The sequence below is a fragment of the Microcystis sp. BLCC-F209 genome, from assembly GCF_041928595.1.
Lineage (GTDB): Bacteria > Cyanobacteriota > Cyanobacteriia > Cyanobacteriales > Microcystaceae > Microcystis.
In genome coordinates this window covers 15,920-42,210 of record NZ_JBHFLL010000177.1, presented here as the reverse complement: position 1 = coordinate 42,210, position 26,291 = coordinate 15,920, and the positions used below count along the sequence as shown (strand labels likewise).

Below are 26,291 nucleotides of genomic sequence, written 5' to 3'. Positions count from 1 at the left end.
AGGAGAAGCGATGGAAACTGTAGTGTTAAATCTAGAGACAGTTAATTTGACTGATGAACAATTTTATCATCTCTGTCAGGACAATCAAACATGGAATTTAGAACGTAATCAGAAAGGAGAATTATTAATTATGCCTCCCGTGGGTGGAAATACTGGTAAACAAGAAGCTAATTTGATTGTTAAAGTGGGGGTATGGAACGAGCAAACTCAACTTGGTGAGGTGTTTAGTTCTTCGACAATTTTTCGTTTACCAAAGGGAGGCTATCGTTCTCCTGATGTTGCTTGGATAAAACGGGAGAGATGGGAAGCTTTAAGCGCAGAAGAGCGAGAAAAGTTCCCCCCTTTATGTCCCGATTTTGTGATTGAATTACGTTCTCGTACTGATTCCTTAACCTCTTTACGCGAAAAGATGCGCGAATATTTAGCCAGTGGTTTACGTTTGGGTTGGTTGATTAATCCGCAACAGCAGCAGGTGGAAATCTACCGACTAAATGACGGTGTGGAAATTATTAATTTACCTGCTACTTTATCTGGGGAAGATGTCTTACCCGGATTTGTTTTGCATTTAACCTAAGAAGGATTGAGTACCCAGACAGAATTAATTACACATATTTTTCCCTGAACTGATAACTGATACAGCAGTTCTGGCGTTCCCTAAAACCAGAGACTTCCCACCTCACCATTAAGATAACTGCTATGAGTTATAGTGTATAAAGTAGCAAAAAGTAGAAGTGATTATGGAAACTGTAGTGTTAAATATCGAGACAGTTAATCTGACCGATGAACAATTTTATCATCTCTGTCAGGACAATCAAACATGGAATTTAGAACGTAATCAAAAAGGAGAATTATTAATTATGCCTCCCGTGGGTGGAAATAGTGGTAATCGAGAAGCTGATTTAATTGCTGATGTAACGATTTGGAATCGTCAAAGTAATTCTGGTAAAGTCTTTAGTTCTTCGACAATTTTTCGTTTACCAAAAGGAGGATATCGTTCTCCTGATGTTGCTTGGATAAAACGGGAGAGATGGGAAGCTTTAAGCGCAGAAGAGCGAGAAAAGTTCCCCCCTTTATGTCCCGATTTTGTGATTGAATTACGTTCTCGTAGCGATTCTTTAACTTCTTTACGGGACAAGATGCGCGAATATTTAGCCAGTGGTTTACGTTTGGGTTGGTTGATTAATCCTCAACAGCAGCAGGTGGAAATCTACCGACTAAATGACGGTGTGGAAATTATTAATTTACCTGCGATTTTATCCGGGGAAGATGTCTTACCCGGATTTGTTTTGCATTTAACCTAAGAAGGATGACAGGGAATAACAAAGGGAATGAGACACAATCAGGATATCTCTATTTTGTCAAGACATTTCCAGAAAAGCGATCGATTGTCAGATTGAAGGTGTATAATCTCTTAAAGGCCAGCATCAAGCTACAAAGTTCTCAATATATCCCAAAAAAAACAATTAGGATTTCAGGAACAGATGCTCTGGCTTCTTCTTCAAATAAAGAGGAAACTCTCAGCCACAACATTGATATTTGTCAATAATGTCCCCTAAAATTTTCAATCATCACTTTACTCCCCTCAAATCCCTCTCTCTGGGATTATTTCTTCTGCAAGCTTTCACTCCTCTTACCCTAGCGGCCCCCCCGCGAGAACCGGATCAAACCGTCGGCTGTGATATTCTGGTGGTGGGTGGTGGTTTAGCCGGTGCCGGTGCGGCCTACGAAGCCTTATTATTAGGAAAAACCGTCTGTTTAACCGAGATTACCGACTGGGTGGGGGGACAGATATCTTCTCAGGGAACCTCCGCATTAGATGAAAGACGCACACAAAGAGAAAAATTATTTTTCCCGAAAGGTTATCTAGAATTTAGGGAAAGAATTAGAAAGCATTACGGCAAACAAAACCCTGGAGAATGTTGGGTAAGTGGGTCTTGTTTTTTCCCTTTTGATGGACATAAATTATTATTTCAACAGTTAGAAGACGCTGCCAAAAAAGGCAAAGGAACCCTGAAATGGTTTCCCTCCACGGTAGTCAAAGAATTAAATATTGAAACTTTACCCAATCGCGGCACCGGTCAACAGATTACCAGTGTAATTGCCATTCAACATAGTCCCGCAAAAGGTACTCCTCCCCTAAATACCGAGTTTTTATCGCAAAAAATGGAGGATATCTATCGCTACGAAAATTCTCCCCGTTTTGATAAAAAAATCCTCCGTTTTGTCTCCAAATCCTCCCAACCGAATCAATTAGCAGATTGGTATGTGATTGAAGCGACCGAAACCGGAGAAATCATCGGATTATCAGATATTCCCTACCGTTTAGGGGTCGATAAGCGCAGTTATCTCGAACCTTCTTCCTCTAGTGTCACTGGCGACCCCTACTGTACCCAAGGCTTTACCTATACCTTCGCCATGGAGGAAACAGAAAAACCACAAACCCACGAGAAACCCGTTTATTACGAACGCTATGCCCCCTATTTTAGCTATGAATTGCCGCGATTAGCCGATTTTGACCTAGTTTTCACCTATCGTCGTATTTGGAGTCCGCAACTGGGTAAAGAGAAAACCTTTGGGGGAATTACTTTTACCGAACCCGTCCCGGGGGATATCTCCATGCAGAATTGGACTTGGGGAAATGATTATCGTCCGGGGACTGCAAAGGATAACTTTATCTACACCCGTGAACAGTTGCAAGAGTTAGGACAGTTATCTCCCGGGGGATGGATGGGAGGATTACGCACAGAAACCCTCGCAAGGGGCGAAGAACACGCCATTTCCTACTATTATTGGTTAGTAGAAGGGATCACCGATTCCCAGTTAGGGGACGGGGTAAAAGTTCCCCATTTGAATAACCGTTATCTGTCTGGTTTTGATTCTCCCATGGGAACTGCCCACGGTTTGTCAAAATATCCCTATATTCGGGAAGCAAGACGGATTATCGGTCGTCCTTCCCTGACTTTCCCCACTGGTTTTACCGTCACAGAAATCGATATTTCCCGACAAAATTTTCAAAGCGATTTCTATCGTCAAAATCTTTCCCCGGCAGAATATCGGCGCTTAATTGCCACCTTGGCAGGATTAGAGGGATTTTCCGTACTTGATGGCACATTATCCCCCGATCAGGCCGTTAAACGCAAGCGATCGACTATTTACCCCGATTCCGTCGGTATCGGCCACTATGCGATTGATTTTCATCCCTGCATGACGGAACATCCCCCCGAAAAACCGGGTAATACAGAAAAAGCAGGAGAAAGACAGGGACAGGGCCAAGCTTACCCCTTCGAGATCCCTTTAAGGGCTATAATTCCCCAAAAAATCGATAATTTACTGATAGCGGGTAAAAGTATCGCTCTCAGTCATATTGCCGCAGCCGCCTATCGTGTCCATTCCTTCGAGTGGTCTTCCGGGGTAGCTGCCGGCATCACGGCAGTGTATGCTTTAAATAATAATGTACTGCCCTATCAATTAGTAGAAAGTGATTTTCTCATCGGCAATCAACAACTGCGAGAATTACGGCAAAAAATCGACGCTAGTGGTAATCCCACTGTGTTCCCCGATGCCTCAATTTTCCGGTCAATGGATGATTGGTATTAATTAGGGTCTGCTGAAAAAGTTTGTTGGTGGGGTTAGGAGTCAGTAGCCGGTCGTCAGTAGCCGGTCGTCGGTCGTTTCAGGCTTTTTTGCCCTCTCTTTTTGTGCCAATTTTGTACTATAAGAAGGATAATGCAAGGTTTTTGATGGTCCCAATCCGATTTTCGCAGCATGAACATCGGATTTTAACAGGTCAAAAGCCTTATTTTAAAAGGGTTTTACCATTATTCAGCAAGCCCTAATTAACCAGAGTTCGGGATAAAATCGAGTGTTTTTGGAAAATTATCTAAAAATTTGACCAGTTATACCAGTATTTTTCTAATTCTGGGTAATGCTCGCCCACCAATTCGCCAGAGGATGTTCTCGCGGGGGTGAATATCGTCCTTTGACTCGAACCGATTTGAGAACGTTTTTCAAATCTTGATCGCTAATCTTATTTTTTTCCGCCCAATATTGCAGAATTTCCGGAGTCGAGAGGATTTCTAGGTTTGGTTTTTCCCGTCGAAATAAGTTCGTTGCCTGTTTGTCATCCGTCGCAATTGCCCAGCCTCTGGAAATAGCGATCGCTCCGCTTGCCGACTCTCCATCATCTTTTAAAATAGCGACATAATTGACAAAAAGATCAGTTTCTGATTCGGATTCAAAATCAACAATTTGGATGATTTTGTTTTTAACCGATTCATCTAGCTGGAGTCTGTCACTTTCTTCAAAGCGATCGAAGTTAATCAATTCCTCTTCCCAAACTGTTTGCGCTATTGTAATTTGAGTGGGAATAGCCGTAATGATTTCTAAAAAACAACCAGAAGCTATCAGATTAAAAACACAACAGGCATCGAAAACAATAGGGGAGGATCGCTTCAGCATAAGGTTAATAGCCTCTCCCCTACTTATTTGATTTTAGTTAAATCAATATCTCTGTAGTCTTCGGTTAATTCCTGTGATGGTTCACGCAATATCTCGGCGAGCCGACGAGCTTCTAGGCGATCAACACCTAAAAAATGAGCGAAAGCACCTTCAGTAATTAGTTCTCGATTGTAAGCCTCGATCGCTAAATGTTGATAATGAGTAGGAGTTAAATCGTAGGATCTATTAGGATTATTTTCTAAGCCTAGTTCCTGTTGCGCTTTTCGGATTTTAAATCCACTATCCTTTAATCTGTTATAAGTACCCGATGGCAGCAATTGCATTTCTTCCAATCGATAGCATAGTGCTTGTATCGAAACACCGTAGTAATGAGCTAAGGTAATTAAATGGGTAGGAGTAAATTTACCTTGTGATCGTTTAATGTCATTATAACGTTTCAGTAAGCTACTGGTGGGCATGAGAAAATATTTCGGAAAAGCTTCCGCCAATTGTTCACTTTTAGGCATTCTTTGATATTCATCGAGATAATCAATCACGGGTTGATAACGATGGGCTAAAAAATGTAGATAACCGTGGGCTAATGACCACAGTTGACGTTCTCGCGGGTGATTAGCGTTAATTGCGATACAAGCTCCTATGGTTTCATTGTAACTGTACATTTCTGAGCATTTCGATTGGGAAGGCATGGGCAGATAAAAAATTCTGATTCCCACTTCTTGCTCTAAAATATCTCGTAATAGCGAAATCGGTTTATCTCCTAAACCTAATCGTTGTCTTTCGGCATTGGCGATACTTTCGGCGATAATATTAATGGGAAAAGTATCATCTAGATGATATTCGGGGGGATAGTTACGGGGTAAAGGCGACTTCATTAGTTCTTCTAATTCAAGGTAATTTTGACAGAATTCTTGGAAGCGCAAGATCACAGACTGTATTTCCGTTTTTTCCGCTTCACCACGACGAGAAGCGGAACGAAATTGTACCTCGAAAGATTCAATCGGAGGGGTTAAGACAAGAAAATCACTAACATTTTTACCGTAAGTGCGAGCGAGTTTTACTAATTCTGAGGATTTGAGACGGCGCTCCCCTTTTTCAATCGCGACTAGGGTTGTCCGCGCCACCTCGATAATTTTTGCCGCCGCTTCTTGCGTCATGCCGCGCTGTTCTCTCGCTTGTTTGAGTCGTTTTCCTAAGTCGTTGAGATTAATGCGATCGAGGATATTATTCGTCATGATTGTAATTCTCGATTTTCGTTAAATAAAGTTAGTTTTTATAGCCTGTATTACAATAAGGATGGGTAACTTGTCCATTATCTACATTTGCCGAACCTCCATCTCGTTTGCGTTTTTTATGATCGATGGAAATAGAGTTACAGTGAATCAGTCCGTTGCAAATTTGACAACGCGGAGCTTGTGAAAATGTTTCCAAGATAAAAATTTCACTCTTTTGGTCTTGACTAAAATTTTGTGATACTGCTGATGTTGAAGTTGGCAAATCATGGCTATATCCGATTTTTAAGTAATTAAAATTATTATTTACAATATCTTCTAGAATAAAATCTATTTTTTTATTACTCTTTAAACCTTCAACAATTTTCAACCAAAACTCAGCAATAGGTCTATAGCTTTTTTGAACAGAGCGATATTTGCTCATGATTTGGGAAACTAAGTAATTATAGTCAAATAAAAATTGCTCAAATTCTGCTCGGATATTTATGAAGCCATTTAAATGCTTTGTTTCTACTAGCTTGATAACAAAATAAACAGTTGCGAGAAAAGAAACCGTACGGTATCTTCCGGATCGAGAATAACAATACAGTAACGGATGTAAGCCAAGAGACGAAGGATGATTACTATTAAACCGTTGAGCAACTTTTTTAGCTTGTTTCAAAAAATTTATCGTTGTTTCTCCTGTTTCATCATTCTCAATATTTGGATTTTCATCTTCAACATGATTGGCAATATTAACAAAAGTGAGAATCATGGATAAGGTTTCATTAGAGTATAGCTTTCCGCACACTGGCAAATCTAAAGTTTTAATAGGAGTTTGTAGAGGTGGTTTAAATAGTATATTGTTAATCTCTTTAGCCAGTTCTTGTACTTGACACTGCTTTTCCTTAGAAAAGCTTGACCAATATTTATGCCCCGTTCCACTATTTATAATTGCTCGTGTTGCAATACTGTTTGGCTTTCTTCTAGATCTCAACAGCTTAATTTCAGTTGTATCAAGCGGAGTAGATTGTTGATTTATTTTAAAAAAAGAATCTTCAGCTTTTTCTGAATTTCCTTCAACCCATTGAAGCTGAATGGCTAATACTCCTAGCTCTCTAGCATTATTGACAATATCATCCCTAACTTTATCTGGGTTTTCTAAAGCTAGTTTGAAGTTCTGATACGATCCAACTTTTTTATCGATCATTTTTCTGGTTCTATCGGCTATATTTAATTGTTCATCAGGAACAATACCATTATAAAAAGGCTTTGATATTAAACCATCTCCGTAGTCATCATTTACCCACGCTATCAATGAACTTAATCGATGACTGCCATCTATAACAAAAATTAATCCACTTTCACTACGCCATAAAATAATAGCTGGGATCAAATCACCTTCTACGAAACTTTTAATAAACTGACATACTCGTTCTTCATCCCATTCATTCGTCTCTCTTTGAAAGTCGGGCTTACGAACAGCGGGAAAAAAAAATGAATCAGGTGTAATATCCCTAATAGCAATAGACTCTATTTTCTTAATTGCTTTAGTGCTGGCTTTGATTTCAAAGTCTTCTCGCGGAATTAAAGCATCCAGATTAACTTTAACCATAAGTCTGTCGTGCGGGTAGAGAAAGGTAATAATGTCGTACAGGCGATCTCTTAATATATTAACTCTTTTATGCTGACATTGTTAGAAATTTATGGGTTTTTTGCAGGGTGAGAGCATCTCAAAAGCTATTGACAATTGGCCAATTTTGTGGTCCGCGTGGGTATTTCAGGTGATACCAGTCAATCAGAATAGTCACGAAATCTTAACATTTGGTCGATTTTTGCTTAACAATTGAGATGGCAAATTCTCCTCAAATATTCCTGAATCGTCCTCTGGGTAAGCAACTCACACAAAGTTCATTTTGTCAAGGATTGTTAAGATGCGCTTGCCCTGGGGTTTTTGGGGTTAAATGTCAGTTCTGGGTACTAACCAATCGAAAAAACAGTTTTTTAAAATCGATTTTGTCAACTTTTCCTTTTTTAGGGATAAATTTCAGACAATACCTGCAAAAAAAAAAACATAATTCATAAGACTTGCATGAGTAGAAAACGGGTTTCTCCGAGAAACCCGTTTTCTGTGCGTTACTCAACGGATTTAGTATAACTTGTGATCACTCTCGAAAGCAAAATCGGATTATCGCTATAATCCGAAGGATAAAGTTATCGCACTCGTTTTCCTTTTCCAGATTCTCGCGATACCTTTTAATTAGCATTTTTAGGGGTTGGGACTAACAACCCCTAATTGTTAGACAAGCTATTGATAATCGCTTCTAGAGAAAAATTACTGACGAATTTGTACCGGCATCACCAAATAGGTCATCTTTAAACCTCCCAAGGGGGTAAAAATAACCGGTTGGGTACTAGCATTTAACTGCATTTGGATATCATTATTGGGTAAAGCCTTCAAACCGTCCATCAAATATTTAACATTAAAGGCAATATCGCCACTTTCTCCCTGAATTTCCGCCGCCATGGACTCTTTGGCGCTACCTAAATCAGGAGATTCCACCGCTAGGGATAAACGGTCATTTTCGCTATCGAGACTAAACTTGACTAAATTATTCTTTTGGTCCGATAAAACCGCCACTAATTCCAAACAACGGATTAACTGTTTGCGGTCTAAAACCAAAGAACGCTCGAAGGATTTAGGAATTAACTGATTATAAGTGGGATAGGCCCCTTCTAACTTACGACTGGTTAACCTCTGTTCCCCCATTTCAAAGATGACTTGAGAATCATCCACGTGCAGAGTAATAGTCTCGATATTTTGTTTTGTTGACATCATTCTTTCCAATTCTCGCAGGGCCCGGGCCGGAATGGTGACATTAAAGCCACCAGAGGCACTTTCCACCTCCTCTAGGGGAGTTTGTACCACCGCTAAACGATGACCGTCCGTAGCGGCAAATTCTAGACAATCGACGGTTTTAGTTAAATGCACCCCCGTCAACACCTGTTTAGTTTCATCGCCACTAGCGGCAAACAATGCACCTTTTAGTCCCTCTGTCAAGGCAACTATAGGTAAATTAACAATTTCCCCATCGGCCACCGTGGGCAATTCTGGGAACTCATCGGCTTTCATGCCGCGAATTTGGAACTGTGCCGAGGCAGTTTTCAGGAAAGCGAGACTATGCTCTTCATCATTCTCGTTTTCTTCCACAGAGATGGTGATTTCCCCCTCTCCCAAACGAGAGACAATATCGTTAAGCAATTTTGCCGGCAGGGTAATTTTGCCCCCTTCCACCACTTCGGCCCGAAAACTGGTGCGAATCCCTAAACTCAAATCAAAAGCAGTCAGGCTAATTTCGCCCTTTTCCTCATCGGCACAAAAGAGAACATTTCCCAACACCGGATGGGTAGGACGACTGGCAACGGCCCGACTAACTAGGGATAAATTGCTGTTGAGTTCGCTTTGACTACTGGTAAATTTCATAGCAGGAATAGTTTTTTTGTACGCTAAAAAATAATAGCAAGAATTCCCCTGTGGAAAATCTGTGGAAAACCTGAGCTTTTTTTGATCGCTCTTTCCGGGCTAAAATCTATCAATAGCAATAACTTCGCCCATTGCTAGGTTTTTCTGGCCATTCTGAAAAGATTGTGGAAAAATTGTCAAAAGTGAAATTTTCGCCCCTTCTCAGCCAATTACATCAACTGTTAACCATCAAGCTACAAGTTAAGAATAGCGAGACTTGAGCCGACCAGCATCTTTCTTTGGGAAAAAATTGCGTAAAATGTAGGCTGGTGATCTTTAAAATGGAACAAGCAGCAGGAAGTTAACAAAACAAAACTCCGGGCATTCCCCGGAATCGATAGACTCAAATAGACAAGGAGACAGGATTGGTTAGCACATCTTCGTATCAAACAACAAAATCGAAAGAAATCTTTACAGCCGCTCAAAAATTAATGCCGGGGGGTGTAAGTTCCCCCGTGCGGGCCTTTAAATCCGTCGGTGGGCAACCCATCGTTTTTGAAAGCGTCAAAGGGGCCTATATTCGCGACGTGGACGGTAACGAATACATCGACTATGTGGGAACTTGGGGGCCGGCTATCTGTGGTCATGCCCATCCCGAAGTGATTGCCGCCCTACACGAGTCCCTAGATAAAGGGACCAGTTTCGGCGCTCCCTGTGTCCAAGAAAATATTCTCGCTGAAATGGTGATTGATGCTGTTCCCAGCATTGAAATGGTGCGTTTTGTCAATTCTGGCACCGAAGCCTGTATGTCCGTCCTGCGCTTAATGCGGGCTTTTACCGGCCGGGATAAAATCATCAAATTCGAGGGCTGTTACCACGGTCACGCCGATATGTTCCTGGTTAAAGCCGGCTCTGGTGTAGCCACCCTGGGCCTACCCGACTCGCCGGGGGTTCCCAAAACCACCACTAACAACACTTTAACCGCCCCCTACAATGACCTGGAAGCGGTAAAAGCCCTCTTTGTCGAAAATCCCGACTCTATCGCTGGGGTGATTTTAGAGCCAGTGGTGGGTAATGCCGGCTTTATCGTGCCGGATGCCGGCTTTTTAGAGGGATTGCGGGAATTAACCAAAGAATACGGGGCTCTATTAATGTTTGATGAGGTAATGACCGGATTCCGCATCGCCTACGGTGGCGCTCAGGAAAAATTCGGCATCACCCCCGATTTAACCACCCTGGGCAAAGTTATCGGCGGTGGGCTGCCGGTGGGGGCCTACGGCGGTCGGGCCGATATTATGGCGATGGTGGCTCCGGCCGGTCCAATGTACCAAGCGGGAACCTTATCCGGCAACCCTTTGGCCATGACGGCGGGAATTAAAACCCTCGAGTTACTCCAGCGCCCCGGCACCTACGAATATCTCGATAAAGTGACTAAATCCTTAACTGAAGGGCTGCTGAAAGTGGCTAGAGATGCTGGTCATAGCGTTTCTGGGGGTCATATCAGTGCCATGTTCGGGATGTTTTTTACTGGCACCCCTGTGCATAATTATGAAGATGCCAAAAAGGCCGATGTGGCTAAATTTGGTCGTTTTCACCGGGGAATGTTGGAAAGAGGCGTTTATCTAGCTCCTTCCCAGTTTGAAGCTGGTTTTACTTCCTTAGCTCACACAGAGGCCGATATCGAACGGACTTTGGCCGCCGCTAAAGAGGTTTTAGCAGGTTTATAGTTAATACTGCTTCGGCCGGGAAAATCGATTGATAGAGTCCCAAGTATGGATGAGTTGACATCTCCCCGCTTGCAAAAGACGGGGATTCTCCGGGGAAATTTGCCGAGAAACCCCGAACAATCGAGGGATTATTATCCCCAGCACTGTAAAACTTATCAGTCTAACCACAGGCCGACCCTTTTTAGTCAACCAGATGGAGGAGACCATGAGCAAGCGGTATCTAACTTGACAAAAATTACCTCGGTTTTTATAATCCTGAAACCGTTAACAAAATTGAGCGATAAATAGCCCCGCAAAAAATCAAGAAAAACAGCAAAAAACCCCAGTTCCCCCCTTGACAAATAGCCAAAACTAGGCATTAGTTAAATTTAATGATTTTTTAATAAAAACCGCTTTCTATCACCAGAAAAAGCTATCGGTAGATTTTTATCAGAGTAATGTAATCATCTTTACAACTATCGGGGATCAAAGGATGTTACGGTGAAGGAGCGATGACAAACCCACTTTAAGATCACCCCGATTGCTATGGCACAAATTCTCGATCCCCTCCCCAACGGCAAGAAAAATAGTATTCTTTGTTGTTATGTCAATGCGACCAGTCATATTCAAATTGTTCGCATCACCAATATTGCTAACTGGTATTTTGAAAGGGTGGTTTTCCCCGGACAGCGTTTAGTATTTGAGACCCTAGCGGATGCTTTCTTAGAGATTCACACGGGGATGATAGCCAGTGCTATCCTTTCCGATAACATCCCCTGTGAGCGCCTTTATATCAGCGATGGGGATGACGATGACTCCGAGGGTCAACTAGAGGGGGAAATATTCTACCCCCATTCCCTAGAGGAAAGTCAAGGGGCGAAAATTGACAACACCGTACCCTTCAGTTTAACTTTAGCTTCCGCCTAGCTAATAAACTAATCTGATAATTCCCCTCGCACGAGAATCACAGTGCAATTAACCGCACGGGCAATCGTCGAGGGGATATTGCCATTTAATAACTGATTGAGCAAACTTTCCCTCGATGCACCCAAAAGCACCAAAGAACAATCCTCCGATTCTACCAGATCAATGACTGCCTCGGCCGGAGAGGCCGAACGAATCGGTAAAGGTACAATCGGCTCTGCGATCGCTTTCTGTAAAGATGCTTGTAAAACTTCCAAAATAGACAGATCTGGCAGTAAATCCGTCGGAGAATAGATTTTACATAACCAAAGTTTGGGATAATCCGAAGACTCGGACAAAGACAACAAACTAGGCAATAATGCTAAAGCGCGTTGGGCATTAGGACCGCCGGCGGTGGGAATCAGCCAAATCCTTTCCCGATTAGGATCATTGGGAAAACAATCCTTTGTTCCTAATTTTACCAAGATGGTTTCACAGGGAGCTTGGGCGATCAAAGTATCGACTGAAAACCCAAAAATCGCCCCAGTAGTCGATTTTTCCCCCGTCCAACCCATAATTAATAAATTGCTGTGTCGTTCGCGAATCGTGGCCAAAATCCCGTCGGCGATGTCCTGAGCCACGGAAATTTGCGTATGAACAGAGATATGCTGCTGACGGGCTAATCTTTCCAGACGATGAAGTAATTTGCGTCCTTCGCGTGTATCTACCCGGACTTCCGCCGGAGAACTAAGACGAGGCACAGTAATCACATAGAGACAATCTATCTCATAATTGCGTTCACGGGCGATGGCAGCGGCAATTTTAAACAAAGCGGTAGCGGTGTCGGGATTGGCAATGGGTAACAAAATCCGGCCTATTCCCACAGCCGGAGAACGAGTTTGATAAACCACATAGGAAGGAGTACTGGGTTGGGGCAGTTGACAAACCCCCCCTAATTGATCAGCTTCCACCCGGATAATATCAGTGCGGGTGATGATCCCCACCAGTTTTTGACCGTCGGTGACGGGTAAACGGGAAAGCTGATAGCGATTTAACAGAAATAAAACATCGGTTAAAGCTGCCTGGGGGGCCACCGTAATCGGATTGGGAGTCATCATCTCCCGCAGGACGGTTTGACTGTTTTTTGATCGCCATTTATCCAGATCACTTTGGGTAAAAATCCCCAATAGTCGCCCCTGTTCCACCACGGGAAAACCGCGATGATGGGAACGGGACATAATTTTCACCACTTCCCCCAGGGGTAAATCCGCCGCCAGAATTTCCACCTGCGATTGCATCACATCTATAGCCGACAGATGGGCCAGCACATCGTTAGCCGGGGTTTCCTCGTTGAGAATAATACCACTAGCGGAAAGTAAATGCTGATAGAGGGAACCGGGGCGAATGCTTTCGGCAGTGATATAAGAAACGGCACAGGTCAACATCAGGGGCAGCACAATATTAAAATTGCGATGCAGTTCAAAGACAATCACGATCGCCGTTACCGGAACCCTGACTACTCCCGTAAAAAAGGCCCCCATACCCGCTAAAGCATAACTAGGTTCGCTGCCGAAACCCATAATTTTCGTCTCGATTCCCCCCACCAGAAACCCCAAACAGGATCCCAACACCAAAGCGGGGGCGAGCAGTCCTCCAGGGGCGCCGGAACTGTAGGAGATCATCGTCAGGAAAAAATAGACCACAAAAGCGAGGGCGGTATTCTGCCAGCTTAATTCCCCTGCCAGCAAAAACTCGCGTAAACCCGTATTATCTCGAAAAAAGTCGGGTAAAAAAGCCACTACCGTTCCCGATAACCAGCTGACCAGACCGATGCGCCAAGCCAGAGATAACCGCCAACGCCGCTGCAGCTGGCTACAAAAAAGGATGCCTTGATTGAATAAAGCCCCCAATAAGCCCGCTAAAGCCCCTAAAAGGCAATAAATGGGTATTTCTTGGGCAGAGAAGCTAATATTGGCATATTCAGTGATGATCGAGGGGGTATTCTGCAGCATCATCGAAACCACGGCCCCGGTAAAGGAAGCCACAATCGCCGTTTCTAGGGTCATACTGGAAACATCGCGCATTAATTCCTCGATCACAAAGAGGACCCCGGCGATGGGAGTAGTAAAACCGGCCGCTAACCCCGCGGCTGCCCCGGCTGCGATCATCTGACGACGGTGATCGGGACTGGTGGGCAGCCATATGCTTAATTGGGCCGCTAGGGCTGCCCCGATGTGTACCGTCGGGGCCCGACGACCAAGGGTTAAACCACCGCCAAGGATCAGGATCGCCCCGATCATTTTTACGACGGCAACGCGCCAAGACAGGGGCAAAGGATATTTAGCTAGGGCCGCTTTTACTTGGGGAATACCCCCCCCAGCGGCCGCGGGGGAGAAGTGTTCGACAATCCAACCAGCGCTATAACCAAGCAGAAAACCGCCGAGGGGCAAAACTAGGAAAGGAGAGGAATTGGCTACTAGATGCACCCGCCAACCACCTAACCAACCGATGCCCAATTTCAGGATAATAGCGGCAAGGGCGGAGAGAATTCCGATGAAACAGGCTACCAGTAAAGCATAACGACTATCGGTCGCGCTACGTCCGAAGTGTTGGGATTTAAACCACTGACGGAGGTTTTGGTGACGGGCAAAAAGTCCCATAATTATCAGGGAGAATCAAGGCAATGGCAGGGCGAGGATTTATTTTGGGTTCTGATTCCTCGTCTCTTTAATCATAGGCCGTTAAGTTCTGTGACTGTTCACCTTGTTGCTACCAGTGGACCCAATAGTAGTTTTTCGATCGATGGGCTAGGATCGAAGGTTGTCCCTATCTTTGAGCGGAGGATATAAAGCTTGTCATTGATTGACCATATCTCTACAGTGGATCTATTTTGTGGGGCTGGGGGGCTAACCCATGGTTTTGAGAAAGCTGGACTAATCGTTAAAGCGGGTTATGATATCGACCCAGCTTGTCAATTTCCCTACGAACATAATAATAAAGCCCAGTTTATTTTAAAAAATAATGAACTTCGACTGGTGAGCTTCTGGCCAGATCATCTCTCTTTGGTAATCTGGTATATAAAGTTCATTGATGTCGTCCTCTAAACCATCTTTATATTTTTGAACTAAAACTTCCACAGGATATTCCTTTGTGTCGTAATCAACTATTTTCTGTTTTTCGCGGATTTCTTGCTCTGCTTCCTCTTTCAGACTATCGCTGATTTCTGTTCTGGCAAATTCATCGGGTTTGTTAGCCATCTCGAAGTTACTTGCAACCATCAATTTATCTAATCAATCATACAATGTCTTTGCGGACAAAAGCCGCTCCACTTCCCTTGACAGCATCTTTTTTTGAATAATTAACTATATAGTGATATAATTATATTAATTTGGCTCAAGTGCCGAAGCTCATACCATATTTTTTAGCTAATGTCAATAAAGTTATGAAACGATTTCTATTATTATTTTGTGTTATCGTCAGTTTTTTGGTATTTATCAGCCTTCAAATCGATTTTTCCTTGTCCGCACTAGCTCTAACCAGACAACAGCCAGAAGGACCGGGGCAGCTGTTGTATCAATCCCGTCATAGTTTGCGCGATGATACCGGTAGTCCTTGGCAGGTGGTGTTATTTAAACGAGTTAAAGATGGGGAAACGGTAGAAATTAGTTTGCGCTTGGTGGGATTTCCAGAGGGGATTGAGTTTCTTCACCCGGAAAGATTAACGATAACCACTGCTAAAGGCCAAATTTTAGCGGCTGAGGATGCTTTTGCCCAAGAATCACCCGCAGCTAACGTTGGTCAATACAAGATGCAGGATATCTTAGCACAGCTACCCGTTACCGAAGCGATCGAGCTTTCCCTACCCCTAGACAATCCCCGCTCTCTCAGTATCCCGACTCCTGTACTTTTGGAATGGCAAAGTCTGCTTTTTTCCGTAAATGGAGGAAATCCCCATCACTGACAATAAAAAAAAATGCCCAATTAGGCAAAGTTTCAGCTATCACCACTACAATAAAATCACTATCAAAATTTCAATTGTCTGACTATAGTTCTAAAGCTTCGTAGATGTATAATTTATTCAAAAAACCGACGGTGCTGAAGTGATAACTAGGTAAAGGCGGAGGGAACCATAATTCCGTTTGATAAACGCTGAAAATGACAAAATTCTTTCTAGTGGTGTTAGTGGCGATCGCTTCTTGTAAAAAAGGATGACCCGTATCCACCAACATTTTACAGTAACCCCGCAAGAGAGCCTGCACTTCGAGGGAAGCTTGCGCCCGAGCGCAGACATTATCCTTGAGATAGCTAGTTAACCTCTGGGAAGCGTATTGTTCGTAATCTTGACGATTGGGGTTAGTTGTCAGCAATATTCCCGCAATTCCCCCTAAAACCACTCCTACCACCATTCCCCCTAACCTTGCCAATTTCATAAGCTCTCAAATCATCACTCACTTACCCTAACCATAGCCCGAATTAGGATAAAAAACCTGTTGTCAATGATTCCTTTTCTGGTATAGTAGATATGTGTACGGCGAGCGTAGCCAAGTGGTTAAGGCAGTGGATTGTGGTTCCACCACTCGGGGGTTCGAGTCCCCTCGTTCGCCCTCTTTTTAAGGATCGCTGATGATTAGGCTTTAAGGGAGTCAATTGGCACTTACCCGCTCAAATCCCCAATCAATTCGTTATCGGTAAAACCCTACACCCCACACCTCACACCCTGTCCCCACAAAAAACTTTTTGCCGCAAACCCTACTTACCAGTTAAGACGGCACTAGAGAAGCGGAGTAGCGATAACGTGATAGTTTAGATCCGATCGGTAATGTGAAGTTAGAACAATAATGACCAGAGTAAACCCGAAGTTAATTATTCATGGGGGAGCGAGTTCCCTAGAGGACAAAGGTGGTTTAGAATCGGTGCGCGATTCTCTCCGGGGGATTGTTAAGAATATTTACAACCTCCTTGACAATGGTGCAAGTGCTGTGGAGGCGGTGACAAAAGGATGTATGTTACTGGAGGATGAACCGCGATTTAATGCTGGGACTGGTTCGGTGGTGCAATCGGACGGTCAGGTGCGAATGAGTGCAGCCTTGATGGATGGTCGTCATCAGCGTTTAAGCGGTGTCATTAACGTCTCGCGGGTACAGAATCCCATTAGCCTAGCCCACTTTCTCCAAAGTCAAGAGGATCGCATTCTCTCGGAAATTGGAGCTGCCGATCTGGCCCGAGAATTACAAATTCCCCTCTATGATCCCCTAACCGATTATCGGATTCAAGAATGGATGGAGGAAAGAAAGACGAATTTTAATCGCAAAATGGCCCGTTTATTCGCCGACTCGTCAGCGCAACGGGGAACCATCGGGGTGGTGGCCCTTGATCAACAAGGAGACATCGCCGCCGGAACTTCTACCGGAGGCAAGGGACTAGAAAGAATCGGTCGCGTTAGTGACAGTGCCATGCCAGCGGGCAATTATGCGAATCCATGGGCAGGAGTAAGTTGTACGGGAGTCGGGGAAGATATTATCGATGAGTGTTTAGCTGCTAAGGTGGTTATTCGCGTCACCGATGGTTTTTCCCTCGCCGCTGCCGTGGAGAAATCCATGCACGAATCCCAAACTAATGGTCGGGATCTGGGCATGATTTCCCTTGATCGTCAGGGGAATATTGTTTGGGGAAAAACGGCGGAAATTCTCTTGGCTGCCTATCACGACGGTCAGGCGATCGGTGATACCCTAGAATGGCACGGTGAAAATGTCGGTTTAATCGGCCATGTCGCCGTCGGATAGTGGAACAAACTGCGATCGAACTTAGTCTTCTCGGTTAATCTCTGCAAGATACTTCTTCTCGAAAATCTCCGTGTGGCAATATATTATTCCTATTTTTGACCCCGATGTGAAAAACTGGTCAGCCGAAGCGCGGTTATTGCGCTGGATGACTTTTTTGTGGCTGTCAGTCGGGTTAGTCGTGCTTTTTTCCGCCTCCTACGCTCTGGCTGACAGTCGCTTTGATAACGGACTATACTATTTTATCCGCCAATTAATCTGGCTTTGGATTGGCTTAATTGGCTTTAATTTCCTGGTGCGATTGCCGATCGAGAAACTCCTCAAAATCGCCCCCTGGATGATTTTATTAGTTTTAGGATTAATTTTGATCACTCTTATCCCCGGTTTAGGAGCTAATATCAATGGTGCCACCCGTTGGATTAAAATCGGGCCGATTCTCTTGCAACCGTCAGAATTTATGAAACCGTTTCTCGTCCTGCAAGGGGCGGCGGTTTTCGGTGGTTGGCCGCGTTTAAATGTCAATCAACGGTTAACTTGGATCGCTATTTTTGGGCTAATTCTAGCCGGCATTCTCTTACAACCTAACTTGAGTACCACTGCTCTGTGTGGTATAACTCTCTGGCTGATCGCTCTTGCCTCTGGTCTGCCTTTATCCTACATGACCAGCACCGCTTTACTGGGTGTAACTATGGCTGTGGTTAGTGTTACTTTCCGCGAATACCAGAGAAAACGGATTTTATCTTTCCTAGACCCCTGGCAGGATCCCCGGGGTGATGGTTATCAATTAGTGCAGAGTTTACTGGCGATCGGTTCTGGCGGAACTACCGGCAGCGGTTACGGTTTATCCCAACAAAAATTATTTTATCTACCCTTCCCGGATACGGATTTTATTTTCGCTGTCTTTGGCGAGGAATTTGGTTTTGTTGGCGGTATTTTACTGTTAATCATGCTATTTCTCTACGCTACTCTCGCCCTGATCGTGGCGGTTAAATGTCGTCATCGCATCAAAAAATTAGTGGCGATCGGGGCGATGGTAATTTTAATCGGTCAATCCCTGTTAAATATCGGTGTGGCCACTGGTTCTTTACCCACTACCGGCTTACCTTTCCCCCTCTTTAGTTATGGCGGCAGTTCCAGTTTAGCTAGTCTCTTTTTAGCGGCCCTCTTAATCCGGGTGGCTAGGGAAGAAAATGAGACCGGGGAGCGCCAGACTTGGCAGAAGGGTGCGGGGAGCAGGGAGAAAAAGCTGATGGCTGACGGCTAAAAAGCTAAATACTGTCTCGGAGTCTCCTCAATACTGACTTCTAACCCAATTCCCCGGCCAAACCCTAGAAATCCTCGGGAATAATCCATTGGGTCGGTTGCGTCAGTTTTTTCAGTCTAGCGGCTTCTGCCATTTCTAACATCTTTTCCAAAGAAGTTGCGGCAATAAATTTGGCTGCTTCGGCGGCATGGGCTTGATTGGGGCATCGATCGCCTAAAATACAACCATTTAGGCAATCTACAGCACAATTTACCTGTTTTTCCATAAAAACTCTCTTTTTCTAACTAGATTTGGCCTTTATATTTTAACCCAACTTTTTTTCAGCCAACCCTAGGTAAGTAATTATGCCAGTTAAGAAAGCGGCACGCTTAACCTTTCCCTAACCAATAAATTACTATATATTTTAATTGTGTGAGGAGTGAGAAGAAAGCAAAGTCCTTGGGGTCGAAACACGGCAAGACTCCCAAGGGCTTTTCCATGTCTAGGGAACAGTTGTCAGTCATGAACCAGCCTCAAGAGCGAGAACCTTTTGCCAGTTTAGTTTTATATCATCTCTTTAAATGGTCGATCGTTAGCCCCACCCTACACGGCTATTTTCGTGGTCGCGTTTACGGAGTGGAAAATGTCCCCCGGCGTCATCCTCTGATTATCGTCTGCAATCACGCCAGTTACTTCGATCCACCCCTATTATCCTGTGCCGTAGGTCGTCCTGTAGCTTATATGGCTAAAGAGGAATTATTTACCATCCCGATTTTAAAACAGGCGATCGCTCTTTATGGGGCCTATCCCGTCAAACGCGGCAGTGGTGATCGCGGGGCAATTCGGGCGGCGATGGGAGCATTAGCGGCGGGCTGGGCAGTGGGAGTGTTTCTGGAGGGAACGCGCACCGAGGACGGATTGATCCATCAACCAAAACTAGGTGCGGCGATGATTGCCGCTAAAGCGGGAGTTCCCCTATTACCCGTCAGTTTGTGGGGGACAGAAAAGATTTTTCAAAAAGGTTCTTCTTTTCCCCATAGTATCCCCTTAACTATTCGCATCGGCGAAGTGCTGCCGCCACCGATTTCTAACAAAAGAGAAGCTTTACAGGCAGTTACCGAGCGCTGTGCCGAAATTATTAACGGATTACACGCCCTCGGACGCTAACTAGGGTCTGCGGCAAAAAGTTTTTCTTGGGGACAGGGTGTGGGGTGTGGGGTGTGGGGTATAGGGGGAGTGGGAATTATGAATTATGAATTATGAATTGGGGGGGTGGGGAAGTGGGGAAATTGAACTAAAACCCCAAAACCCCAACCTCCAAAACCTGTCTCCTATCTCCTGAATACTGACTCCTGCCGACCGCGTGATCTCAACAAGCAATTTAAATTACGAACAGCTTATCCAACAAGGTTTTTAGATTTATTAAGCAAACCCTAAATACCCGGGCAGCTGATGGGATTTCTTTCCCCGACACTTTGAAGTGGGGAATGTGGGTTAAAATTGGCATAACTCGACCATCGCCTCGACCATGTTCTTTTTTGTCCTCGGCTTCAATCTAGGCTTAACTTTGTTTAATTGCTTTCTAGTCTGGAAATTGTGGCAATTGCGGCGGATTTTAGGGCGAGTGACCAAAATTTTAAACCGGGTGGAACGACGTTTACACCATATTTTTTACCCCGCTCCAGAATATATTATCATCGCTGGGGCAAAAACCCATTATCTCCGACAAAACTATCAACGTCTCTGGGGACAGATACAGATACTGCAATCCCTATTCTTGACCTTCTCCCTAATTATCCGTTACTGGCAGCGTCAATCCCGTCAACGCCGTCGCCTGTGGTCGCTAAAATTGAGCAAAATCTCTAGCAATTAGGCAGCTAACAGCGATCGCCAACCAAAGTAATACACAAGTACGAGTTAAATGCAAAGCCTGTTCGACGGTTTTGACAGTAATCGGGTTGAGGTTATCCCCCAATAAAGGTTTTTCGACAATCTGGCCTCGGTATTGATTTTTCCCCCCCAATTGCACCCCCAAAATTGCCCCATAGACGCATTCACTCCAACCGGAATTAGGACTAGGATCCCGACGGGCATCGCGCCAACAAATGCTTAAAACCCGCCCCGGCTGGCCCGAAATTAGGGCGAGAGTTAAGACCGTTAAACGACAGGGTAGCCATGTCAAAACATCCTCGCTTTTGGCACTAAACCAGCCCATATGGGTGTAGGGTGGCCGACGATAGCCAATCATCGAATCGAGGGTACTAGCGGCTTTATAAGCGCAAGCGAGGGGCACTGGTCCCACCCCCAGAAAAGCACCGAGAAGGGCATAAAAAAGCGGCGCGGTAACTCCATCGACACCATTTTCACTGACAGTTTCTAATAGGGCGCGAAGGATTTCTTCTTGGCCGAGATTATCTGTGTCGCGACCAACGTATAAACTTAGTTGGCAACGAGCTAAGGTGATATTTTCCGCTTGTAAAGCTGCGATGACTGTTTCAGCAGCCCGGCGTAAACTTCTACCAGCTAAACAACTAGCCAAGAGAATCACTTGTACTAGGCAACTCAGCAGCAAATTGACCTGACCTAACCATTGGATTCCTAGCCAAGTTAAGACCCCAGCCAAGATAATTAAACCTAGTCCCAGAATTATGCCCCCTAAACGTTGGCGAATTTTTTCCTGCGTCCAATTAAGGATAACTTTTGTGGCCACGGCAATAATCGCCCCCATCACCTGCACTGGATGAATCCATCCCCAGGGATCGCCGATCAGATAATCTAAAACCGCCCCTAATACTAAAATGATCGCCGTTGCCGCTTCCTTCACAATTACTCCCTTTTCCCATCGATATCCCGAATTTTCTCGATATTGTCTTCCCAGTTAGCCCCATCAAAGAACTGGAGCTGAAAATCCCCTAAGACATTACCCTCCAAACAGCGCAGGTTTATATCTATAGCGTCAGGATGGGAGCGGGGACGATAGAAAGGATGAATACCACAAACACGACAAAAATAATGTTGGGCTGTGTGGGTATTAAATGTGTAGGTACTTAAAAAATCTTCACCGCTTAGGAGGGTAAATTGTGCTGAAGGAACAATCAGATGCAGAAAACCTTTTTTCTGACAAATCGAACAATTACAGTCTAGAGCTTGATCATGCTTGATCGCCACTTGAAAACGGATCGCTCCACAGTGACAACCTCCCCCATAAATCTTTGCTTGTTTTGTTGCTGTCATAACTTCTAAACTACTAAACGATAAAGCTGGTTTCCTCTCCCCTAGCGGCGATCCAGCTACGCGCATCGTAGTATAAATCGGCTAAGGTAATCTTCCCCAGGGCCTCTTTTAATTTCTCGTGGAGGTGTTTCCAGATAGTAAATGTCACCCAATCTTCTGCCTGTTCGTCCCTGGGATGATAACCTGATAATGGCTCGATCGTCTCTCCCACCGCCTCTAAAATTTGCCCCAACGAGATCCGATTTGCCGGCCTGGCTAACTGATAACCCCCTTGCGCTCCCCGAAAGGAACGAACTAACCCCGCTCGTCGCATTTCTATCAGCAATTTCTCTAGATAAGCGGCCGGGATATCTTGACGCAGAGCGATCGATTTTACCGATACGGGAGTTCCCCTAGGTTGTAAACTAAGATCCAGCAAGGCTTTAACACTATAGTGACCCCTAGTTGTTAGCTTCATTATCCCTCATTTTTCCCTCTTTATCTCTATCCTACCTCCTGCTCTCATTGATGACAGAAAGGCTAACCTCCCCTAGCCCAGCATCTCGATCAACATTGATCAATTCTGTTAAGATTTTTATCGAGAGATAGAGTGTAATCGATTACAATCAATTTCCCCAAGCAAGTGATAATTTTTAGTTTATACCGTGTAAGATAAGTGTAGAGATCAATCGTAACCCGATTGTTTCTGGTCAGGGGAAGCAATTCTCCTCGACTGGCCTTGATGACCCTAACCTTTACTTATCTGCCGCGAACTTAAATGAACAAAACTACTAATCCAGAACCCCTGACTGGCCTCGAACTAATTGAGAAAGTTAAACAGCTAGGCAACCTCAGCAAAGAGGAAAAAGCCCGGGAATGCGGCTACTATACCATGACAAAAAATGGTATCGAACGCGTTAATATGATGAAGTTTCTCAATGCTTTAATCGATGCCGAGGGAATTGACTTAGATAGCAGTGCCAATGGCCAGGGACGGGGTGGCCGCTCGGCCAGCTACCGGATCAGTGTCCAATCAAATAATAATCTCCTGATCGGTTCGGCCTACACCAAAAAAATGGGACTTAAACCGGGAGATGAATTTGAAATTACTTTGGGGAGAAAACATATTCATCTCAAGCAAGTTGGCGCCAGCGAGGACGACGAATAGCAATAATTAAGGAGAGAGCCGTTTAACTCTCTCCTTTGAAACTAGGTATTTTATCCTCAATTGGTCTTTCAGTATCTAGATAGGGCTGGCTGAGTAAAGCTAAAAACTTTGTTGGATAAGACTTTTAGACTTTTGGAGTGATCAGGGGGAAAATTTAGGTGCTTTTTCCCTGAAAATGGCTAAAACCCCACACCTGACCCCCTAACTTCAGGAAAAACTTTGTCAGCAAACTCTAACTATTGGAGATGTCCAATGCAGCGACCGGAAAAACTGGCATCTTCCGGGATGCTAACTAGGAATTCTCGGCTTCTTTGGAGAGAATCCAGAAAGCGTGGATAATGCCGGGGACATAACCGATTAAAGTTAAGATAATGTTAATAACAAAGGCTAAACTCAGTCCTCTGGTCAAAAATACGGCTAGGGGTGGCAAAAAAAACGCACAAACTAAGCGGAGAAACATTGTCCATACCTCAAAAAGAGTTTAGTGAACCTTAATTCTATATTAAGCTTGCTCCCCTTGAAGTTGGTATAAAATAGTGGCGATTATTGTGGCCATGGTTGCGGGGGCAGTTATTGGTTGAGTCAACGCACTGGTTAAACCGATTCTAGGGCTTTTGTTTCTGGTTAGCCTCGATTCTCGTCCCAGGATTCCCAGTTAAGGGTTTAGTGGCTTTTATCGGTGCGCCCATCGTCCTTGCTCTGGTCAACACCCTCCCAAATAAACACTTCGCTGAAAAGGGTTTCAGCGAAGTACCACAATAGTCAGTGACCAGTTATCAGTTATCAGTGATTTTAGTATAACACCTTTGATCCAAAAATCATACCTTCGTGCAGAAAAAAGGCCAAAAATAAATACTTCGCTGAAAAGGGTTTCAGCGAAGTACCACAATAGTCAGTGACCAGTTATCAGTTATCAGTGATTTTAGTATAACACCCTTTTTCGATCACTGCAAACTTTTTTCAAATTTTAGGCCGAGAATTTTGGACCGAGGCCGACTTTCGGCGCGTACACCGCCCGATCGCCCAATTCTTCTTCGATGCGTAATAAGCGATTATACTTAGCCACTCGTTCACTGCGACTGAGAGAACCAGTTTTAATCTGTCCGGCATTAGTAGCTACCGCCAGATCGGCGATCGTGGTGTCTTCCGTTTCTCCGGAACGATGACTGATAACAGAACGATAACCGTGACGGGTAGCCAGGGCGATCGTTTGTAGGGTTTCCGTCAAAGAACCGATCTGATTGAGTTTAATCAGGATCGAGTTAGCAATACCCAGATCGATCGCTCTTTGCAGACGGATGGGATTAGTCACCATCAAATCATCGCCCACCAACTGAATCCGCGCCCCCAGTTTATCGGTCAATAATTTCCAGTTATCCCAATCCTCCTCGTGTAAACCGTCTTCAATAGAAATAATCGGATAGCGATCAACTAAACTGGCCAAAAAGTCCACCATTTCGGCGGGAGAATGGGCCGAACCATCGTAGATGTATTGACCATCCTTATAGAATTCACTGGCGGCCACATCCATAGCCAAAGCCACCTGCGACCCCGGTTTATAACCAGCACGTTCGATCGATTCAATCAAAATATCCAAAGCTTCCTGATTTGAAGCCAAATTAGGAGCATAACCGCCCTCATCGCCCACACCGGTCAGTAATTTGCGTTCGTGCAAGGCCTTACCCAAAGCGGCGAATACTTCCGCCCCCCAACGCAAACCCTCCTTAAAAGAATCGGCCCCGATGGGGAAGATCATAAACTCCTGAAAATCGACGTTATTATCGGCGTGAGAACCACCATTAATCACGTTCATCATCGGGACGGGTAGCACATTGGCCATCGGACCTGCGAGATAACGATAGAGAGGCAAGCCCAGATCCGCCGCCGCCGCTTTGGCCGTAGCCAGAGAGACGGCCAGGATAGCATTAGCCCCTAATTCTCGTTTATTGGCCGTGCCATCGCGATCAATCATAGCTAAATCGACACTAGCTTGGTCGAAAGCATTCATCCCCTGCAAAACCGGGACAATTTTTTCGTGGACATTGCGAACCGCTTTCAGGACACCCTTGCCACCGTAACGCTGGGGATCATCATCGCGCAATTCGTGGGCTTCAAAACTGCCCGTAGAAGCGCCACTGGGGACCTGGGCCAAACCCATCGCCCCCGATTCTAACAGCACTTCCGCTTCGATCGTGGGACGGCCGCGGGAATCTAGAATCTCCCTAGCTGCGATCGCTTCGATGGGAACTTCGATTTTATCTAACATAACTTATCGTCTCCAACTCAATTTACGGGGTAATTTCGGCCGATTACTAATTGCCTAAAGGGAAATCCACGTTGACAATCTGCTTTTGATCATCAAAAACGAGGATTAAAGTATCCGTCAGTTTTTCAAATTGAATCGTCACCAACACCAAATCCACGCCGTCCGTATCCGAACCTTTTCTGACCTGAGTTCCCACAACCCGACGCACGGGGCCGGTACGCTTAAGTAAATTTTCCCAAGCGCCTTGCACTCTGGTGGGGAAAACCTCAGCTTTGAGAAAAGGGTGTAGATAACCTCTGGCCAGGCCGTAGTCTTTATTGGCCAAAGCCTTGACAAAAGCATCGCCAATCTCAGAAATACTGCGAAATTCGGGAAAATCGGCGGCAACTATCTGACCAGCCCGGTTAAAGGTAACTGTCACATCTTCGGTAACTTTCTCAAATTCAACGGTGACAATCACCAGATTGGCATTGATAGCATCGAGTAGCTTGCTTTTGACAATGCGCTTAAACGGTCCAGTATGGTCAGTTACTTGGCTTTCCCAGACCTTTTGTAGTTTTTCGGCAGTCCAGAGGGGTTTTAGTTGGGGTGACAAAGCTGCAATAACTTTACCGTATTGTTTAGTTCCCAACCATTCTACTAACTGCCGAGCTTGCTTTTCTTCTCGGACGGGATCACCAATAGCGATCGCAGTCGGTTCTAGGTTCGCCTGTACCGGTGAAACGCTGAACGCGGTCCAAGGCAGGGAAAAACCAATTAAACACAAAGAGAGAATCGATACCCGTTTCGCTAATGAAAGCCGCATCATTTCAGCTATTGCTCCGCAAATAAATAACGTTTTTTCACTTGACGATTGAATTGATGCCATTGTTCATTAGTTAAA

At 44.6% G+C, this 26,291-nt stretch carries 26 protein-coding genes and 1 tRNA gene; 13 read left to right on the top strand and 14 right to left on the bottom strand.

All coding sequences use genetic code 11. From position 1 onward, the window contains the following. Positions 1-10 precede the first annotated feature (10 nt). The 3 genes from ACE1AQ_RS11265 to ACE1AQ_RS11255 all read left to right on the top strand — a co-directional run bounded on the left by ACE1AQ_RS11265 (position 11) and on the right by ACE1AQ_RS11255 (position 3,597). Positions 11-574 (top strand): Uma2 family endonuclease, encoded by a 564-nt coding sequence (locus ACE1AQ_RS11265; RefSeq protein WP_008200234.1) that lies wholly within the window; start codon positions 11-13, stop codon positions 572-574. A 163-nt stretch (positions 575-737) separates the two neighbouring features. Then, the gene (locus tag ACE1AQ_RS11260; protein ID WP_110544377.1) at positions 738-1,301 is read left to right on the top strand and encodes a Uma2 family endonuclease; all 564 of its coding nucleotides are present in this window, start codon (positions 738-740) and stop codon (positions 1,299-1,301) included. A gap of 244 nt (positions 1,302-1,545) precedes the next feature. Then, the gene (locus ACE1AQ_RS11255) at positions 1,546-3,597 is read left to right on the top strand and encodes an FAD-dependent oxidoreductase (RefSeq protein ID WP_374808429.1); all 2,052 of its coding nucleotides are present in this window, start codon (positions 1,546-1,548) and stop codon (positions 3,595-3,597) included. Between the two features lie 315 nt (positions 3,598-3,912). Here ACE1AQ_RS11255 and ACE1AQ_RS11250 read toward each other — a convergent pair whose 3' ends face one another. From ACE1AQ_RS11250 to dnaN, 4 genes are all read right to left on the bottom strand, one after another. Then, positions 3,913-4,458 carry a hypothetical protein gene (locus ACE1AQ_RS11250; RefSeq protein WP_008200241.1) on the bottom strand — a complete coding sequence of 182 codons (546 nt, stop codon included), beginning with the start codon at positions 4,456-4,458 and terminating at the stop codon, positions 3,913-3,915. A 23-nt stretch (positions 4,459-4,481) separates the two neighbouring features. Beyond that, positions 4,482-5,690, bottom strand: a complete 1,209-nt coding sequence (locus ACE1AQ_RS11245; RefSeq protein ID WP_008200242.1) for an XRE family transcriptional regulator — start codon at positions 5,688-5,690, stop codon at positions 4,482-4,484. A 31-nt stretch (positions 5,691-5,721) separates the two neighbouring features. Then, complete coding sequence (locus ACE1AQ_RS11240; RefSeq protein ID WP_374808427.1) at positions 5,722-7,281, bottom strand: DUF262 domain-containing protein; 1,560 nt, start codon at positions 7,279-7,281, stop codon at positions 5,722-5,724. 720 nt (positions 7,282-8,001) lie between these two features. Further along, the gene (gene dnaN / locus ACE1AQ_RS11235; protein ID WP_008200247.1) at positions 8,002-9,150 is read right to left on the bottom strand and encodes a DNA polymerase III subunit beta; all 1,149 of its coding nucleotides are present in this window, start codon (positions 9,148-9,150) and stop codon (positions 8,002-8,004) included. A gap of 404 nt (positions 9,151-9,554) precedes the next feature. Here dnaN and hemL point away from each other — a divergent pair, with 404 nt between their 5' ends. Together hemL and ACE1AQ_RS11225 are read left to right on the top strand one after the other, a co-directional pair. Next, positions 9,555-10,856, top strand: a complete 1,302-nt coding sequence (hemL, locus tag ACE1AQ_RS11230) for a glutamate-1-semialdehyde 2,1-aminomutase (protein WP_039899836.1) — start codon at positions 9,555-9,557, stop codon at positions 10,854-10,856. 525 nt (positions 10,857-11,381) lie between these two features. Then, a complete protein-coding gene (locus ACE1AQ_RS11225; RefSeq protein WP_110544368.1) occupies positions 11,382-11,762 on the top strand; it encodes a DUF1830 domain-containing protein in 381 nt (126 codons plus the stop codon). An 8-nt stretch (positions 11,763-11,770) separates the two neighbouring features. Here ACE1AQ_RS11225 and ACE1AQ_RS11220 read toward each other — a convergent pair whose 3' ends face one another. Continuing rightward, entirely contained in the window at positions 11,771-14,398 is a 2,628-nt protein-coding gene (locus ACE1AQ_RS11220) for a chloride channel protein (RefSeq protein ID WP_110544365.1), read from the bottom strand. Positions 14,399-14,617: 219 nt separating this feature from the next. Here ACE1AQ_RS11220 and ACE1AQ_RS11215 point away from each other — a divergent pair, with 219 nt between their 5' ends. Then, the gene (locus ACE1AQ_RS11215) at positions 14,618-14,842 is read left to right on the top strand and encodes a DNA cytosine methyltransferase (RefSeq protein WP_232306161.1); all 225 of its coding nucleotides are present in this window, start codon (positions 14,618-14,620) and stop codon (positions 14,840-14,842) included. Here the strand turns inward: ACE1AQ_RS11215 and ACE1AQ_RS11210 are convergent. Beyond that, positions 14,750-14,995 carry a hypothetical protein gene (locus ACE1AQ_RS11210; RefSeq protein ID WP_232306162.1) on the bottom strand — a complete coding sequence of 82 codons (246 nt, stop codon included), beginning with the start codon at positions 14,993-14,995 and terminating at the stop codon, positions 14,750-14,752. The genes ACE1AQ_RS11215 and ACE1AQ_RS11210 overlap by 93 nt on opposite strands. A gap of 185 nt (positions 14,996-15,180) precedes the next feature. On the opposite strand from ACE1AQ_RS11210, the gene ACE1AQ_RS11205 reads away from it, so the two are divergent. Beyond that, positions 15,181-15,699, top strand: a complete 519-nt coding sequence (locus tag ACE1AQ_RS11205) for a DUF3122 domain-containing protein (RefSeq protein WP_008200258.1) — start codon at positions 15,181-15,183, stop codon at positions 15,697-15,699. Between the two features lie 82 nt (positions 15,700-15,781). Here the strand turns inward: ACE1AQ_RS11205 and ACE1AQ_RS11200 are convergent, their stop codons facing one another. Continuing rightward, positions 15,782-16,168, bottom strand: a complete 387-nt coding sequence (locus tag ACE1AQ_RS11200) for a DUF4359 domain-containing protein (RefSeq protein WP_008200259.1) — start codon at positions 16,166-16,168, stop codon at positions 15,782-15,784. Between the two features lie 101 nt (positions 16,169-16,269). On the opposite strand from ACE1AQ_RS11200, the gene ACE1AQ_RS11195 reads away from it, so the two are divergent. The 3 genes from ACE1AQ_RS11195 (at position 16,270) to ACE1AQ_RS11185 (ending at position 18,782) form a co-directional block, all read left to right on the top strand. Further along, a tRNA-His gene (locus ACE1AQ_RS11195) sits at positions 16,270-16,342 on the top strand. 234 nt (positions 16,343-16,576) lie between these two features. Beyond that, a complete protein-coding gene (locus tag ACE1AQ_RS11190) occupies positions 16,577-17,521 on the top strand; it encodes an isoaspartyl peptidase/L-asparaginase (RefSeq protein WP_008200261.1) in 945 nt (314 codons plus the stop codon). Between the two features lie 70 nt (positions 17,522-17,591). After that, positions 17,592-18,782, top strand: a complete 1,191-nt coding sequence (locus ACE1AQ_RS11185; RefSeq protein ID WP_008200263.1) for an FtsW/RodA/SpoVE family cell cycle protein — start codon at positions 17,592-17,594, stop codon at positions 18,780-18,782. 64 nt (positions 18,783-18,846) lie between these two features. Here ACE1AQ_RS11185 and ACE1AQ_RS11180 read toward each other — a convergent pair whose 3' ends face one another. Next, complete coding sequence (locus tag ACE1AQ_RS11180) at positions 18,847-19,047, bottom strand: hypothetical protein (RefSeq protein ID WP_008200265.1); 201 nt, start codon at positions 19,045-19,047, stop codon at positions 18,847-18,849. A gap of 212 nt (positions 19,048-19,259) precedes the next feature. On the opposite strand from ACE1AQ_RS11180, the gene ACE1AQ_RS11175 reads away from it, so the two are divergent. Next, positions 19,260-19,928: a 1-acyl-sn-glycerol-3-phosphate acyltransferase gene (locus ACE1AQ_RS11175; RefSeq protein ID WP_008200267.1), complete on the top strand. Its 669-nt coding sequence runs from the start codon at positions 19,260-19,262 to the stop codon at positions 19,926-19,928. 457 nt (positions 19,929-20,385) lie between these two features. After that, the gene (locus tag ACE1AQ_RS11170; protein WP_232306163.1) at positions 20,386-20,634 is read left to right on the top strand and encodes a hypothetical protein; all 249 of its coding nucleotides are present in this window, start codon (positions 20,386-20,388) and stop codon (positions 20,632-20,634) included. Here ACE1AQ_RS11170 and cbiB read toward each other — a convergent pair. The 3 genes from cbiB to ACE1AQ_RS11155 are packed head-to-tail and all read right to left on the bottom strand — an operon-like array spanning position 20,605 to position 22,452. Then, complete coding sequence (cbiB, locus tag ACE1AQ_RS11165; protein WP_008200278.1) at positions 20,605-21,585, bottom strand: adenosylcobinamide-phosphate synthase CbiB; 981 nt, start codon at positions 21,583-21,585, stop codon at positions 20,605-20,607. The genes ACE1AQ_RS11170 and cbiB overlap by 30 nt on opposite strands. 2 nt (positions 21,586-21,587) lie before the next feature. Next, complete coding sequence (locus ACE1AQ_RS11160) at positions 21,588-22,061, bottom strand: GFA family protein (protein WP_081504661.1); 474 nt, start codon at positions 22,059-22,061, stop codon at positions 21,588-21,590. After that, positions 22,009-22,452: an RrF2 family transcriptional regulator gene (locus tag ACE1AQ_RS11155; protein ID WP_002783777.1), complete on the bottom strand. Its 444-nt coding sequence runs from the start codon at positions 22,450-22,452 to the stop codon at positions 22,009-22,011. The genes ACE1AQ_RS11160 and ACE1AQ_RS11155 overlap by 53 nt, the downstream gene beginning before the upstream one ends. Before the next feature lie 300 nt (positions 22,453-22,752). Between ACE1AQ_RS11155 and ACE1AQ_RS11150 the strand changes: the two genes are divergently transcribed. Continuing rightward, entirely contained in the window at positions 22,753-23,142 is a 390-nt protein-coding gene (locus ACE1AQ_RS11150; RefSeq protein ID WP_008200283.1) for an AbrB family transcriptional regulator, read from the top strand. A 292-nt stretch (positions 23,143-23,434) separates the two neighbouring features. On the opposite strand, the gene ACE1AQ_RS11145 is transcribed toward ACE1AQ_RS11150, so the two are convergent. From ACE1AQ_RS11145 to ACE1AQ_RS11135, 3 genes are all read right to left on the bottom strand, one after another. Continuing rightward, positions 23,435-23,602, bottom strand: a complete 168-nt coding sequence (locus tag ACE1AQ_RS11145; protein WP_008200286.1) for a YqaE/Pmp3 family membrane protein — start codon at positions 23,600-23,602, stop codon at positions 23,435-23,437. A 507-nt stretch (positions 23,603-24,109) separates the two neighbouring features. Next, entirely contained in the window at positions 24,110-25,408 is a 1,299-nt protein-coding gene (gene eno / locus ACE1AQ_RS11140; protein ID WP_008200287.1) for a phosphopyruvate hydratase, read from the bottom strand. A gap of 46 nt (positions 25,409-25,454) precedes the next feature. Further along, on the bottom strand, positions 25,455-26,216 hold the full coding sequence (locus ACE1AQ_RS11135) for a DUF3887 domain-containing protein (RefSeq protein WP_008200288.1): 762 nt from the start codon (positions 26,214-26,216) through the stop codon (positions 25,455-25,457). Between the last annotated feature and the right edge of the window lie 75 nt (positions 26,217-26,291).

Excerpts from the sequence above, each read along its gene's own strand:
- ACE1AQ_RS11265 (WP_008200234.1), top strand. The coding sequence starts at position 11 with ATGGAAACTGTAGTGTTAAATCTAGAGACAGTTAATTTGACTGATGAA.
- ACE1AQ_RS11260 (WP_110544377.1), top strand. The coding sequence starts at position 738 with ATGGAAACTGTAGTGTTAAATATCGAGACAGTTAATCTGACCGATGAA.
- ACE1AQ_RS11255 (WP_374808429.1), top strand. The coding sequence starts at position 1,546 with ATGTCCCCTAAAATTTTCAATCATCACTTTACTCCCCTCAAATCCCTC.
- ACE1AQ_RS11250 (WP_008200241.1), bottom strand. The coding sequence starts at position 4,458 with ATGCTGAAGCGATCCTCCCCTATTGTTTTCGATGCCTGTTGTGTTTTT.
- ACE1AQ_RS11245 (WP_008200242.1), bottom strand. The coding sequence starts at position 5,690 with ATGACGAATAATATCCTCGATCGCATTAATCTCAACGACTTAGGAAAA.
- ACE1AQ_RS11240 (WP_374808427.1), bottom strand. The coding sequence starts at position 7,281 with ATGGTTAAAGTTAATCTGGATGCTTTAATTCCGCGAGAAGACTTTGAA.
- dnaN (WP_008200247.1), bottom strand. The coding sequence starts at position 9,150 with ATGAAATTTACCAGTAGTCAAAGCGAACTCAACAGCAATTTATCCCTA.
- ACE1AQ_RS11225 (WP_110544368.1), top strand. The coding sequence starts at position 11,382 with ATGGCACAAATTCTCGATCCCCTCCCCAACGGCAAGAAAAATAGTATT.
- ACE1AQ_RS11220 (WP_110544365.1), bottom strand. The coding sequence starts at position 14,398 with ATGGGACTTTTTGCCCGTCACCAAAACCTCCGTCAGTGGTTTAAATCC.
- ACE1AQ_RS11210 (WP_232306162.1), bottom strand. The coding sequence starts at position 14,995 with ATGGCTAACAAACCCGATGAATTTGCCAGAACAGAAATCAGCGATAGT.
- ACE1AQ_RS11205 (WP_008200258.1), top strand. The coding sequence starts at position 15,181 with ATGAAACGATTTCTATTATTATTTTGTGTTATCGTCAGTTTTTTGGTA.
- ACE1AQ_RS11200 (WP_008200259.1), bottom strand. The coding sequence starts at position 16,168 with ATGAAATTGGCAAGGTTAGGGGGAATGGTGGTAGGAGTGGTTTTAGGG.
- ACE1AQ_RS11190 (WP_008200261.1), top strand. The coding sequence starts at position 16,577 with ATGACCAGAGTAAACCCGAAGTTAATTATTCATGGGGGAGCGAGTTCC.
- ACE1AQ_RS11180 (WP_008200265.1), bottom strand. The coding sequence starts at position 19,047 with ATGGAAAAACAGGTAAATTGTGCTGTAGATTGCCTAAATGGTTGTATT.
- ACE1AQ_RS11175 (WP_008200267.1), top strand. The coding sequence starts at position 19,260 with ATGTCTAGGGAACAGTTGTCAGTCATGAACCAGCCTCAAGAGCGAGAA.
- ACE1AQ_RS11160 (WP_081504661.1), bottom strand. The coding sequence starts at position 22,061 with ATGCGCGTAGCTGGATCGCCGCTAGGGGAGAGGAAACCAGCTTTATCG.
- ACE1AQ_RS11155 (WP_002783777.1), bottom strand. The coding sequence starts at position 22,452 with ATGAAGCTAACAACTAGGGGTCACTATAGTGTTAAAGCCTTGCTGGAT.
- ACE1AQ_RS11150 (WP_008200283.1), top strand. The coding sequence starts at position 22,753 with ATGAACAAAACTACTAATCCAGAACCCCTGACTGGCCTCGAACTAATT.
- ACE1AQ_RS11145 (WP_008200286.1), bottom strand. The coding sequence starts at position 23,602 with ATGTTTCTCCGCTTAGTTTGTGCGTTTTTTTTGCCACCCCTAGCCGTA.
- eno (WP_008200287.1), bottom strand. The coding sequence starts at position 25,408 with ATGTTAGATAAAATCGAAGTTCCCATCGAAGCGATCGCAGCTAGGGAG.
- ACE1AQ_RS11135 (WP_008200288.1), bottom strand. The coding sequence starts at position 26,216 with ATGATGCGGCTTTCATTAGCGAAACGGGTATCGATTCTCTCTTTGTGT.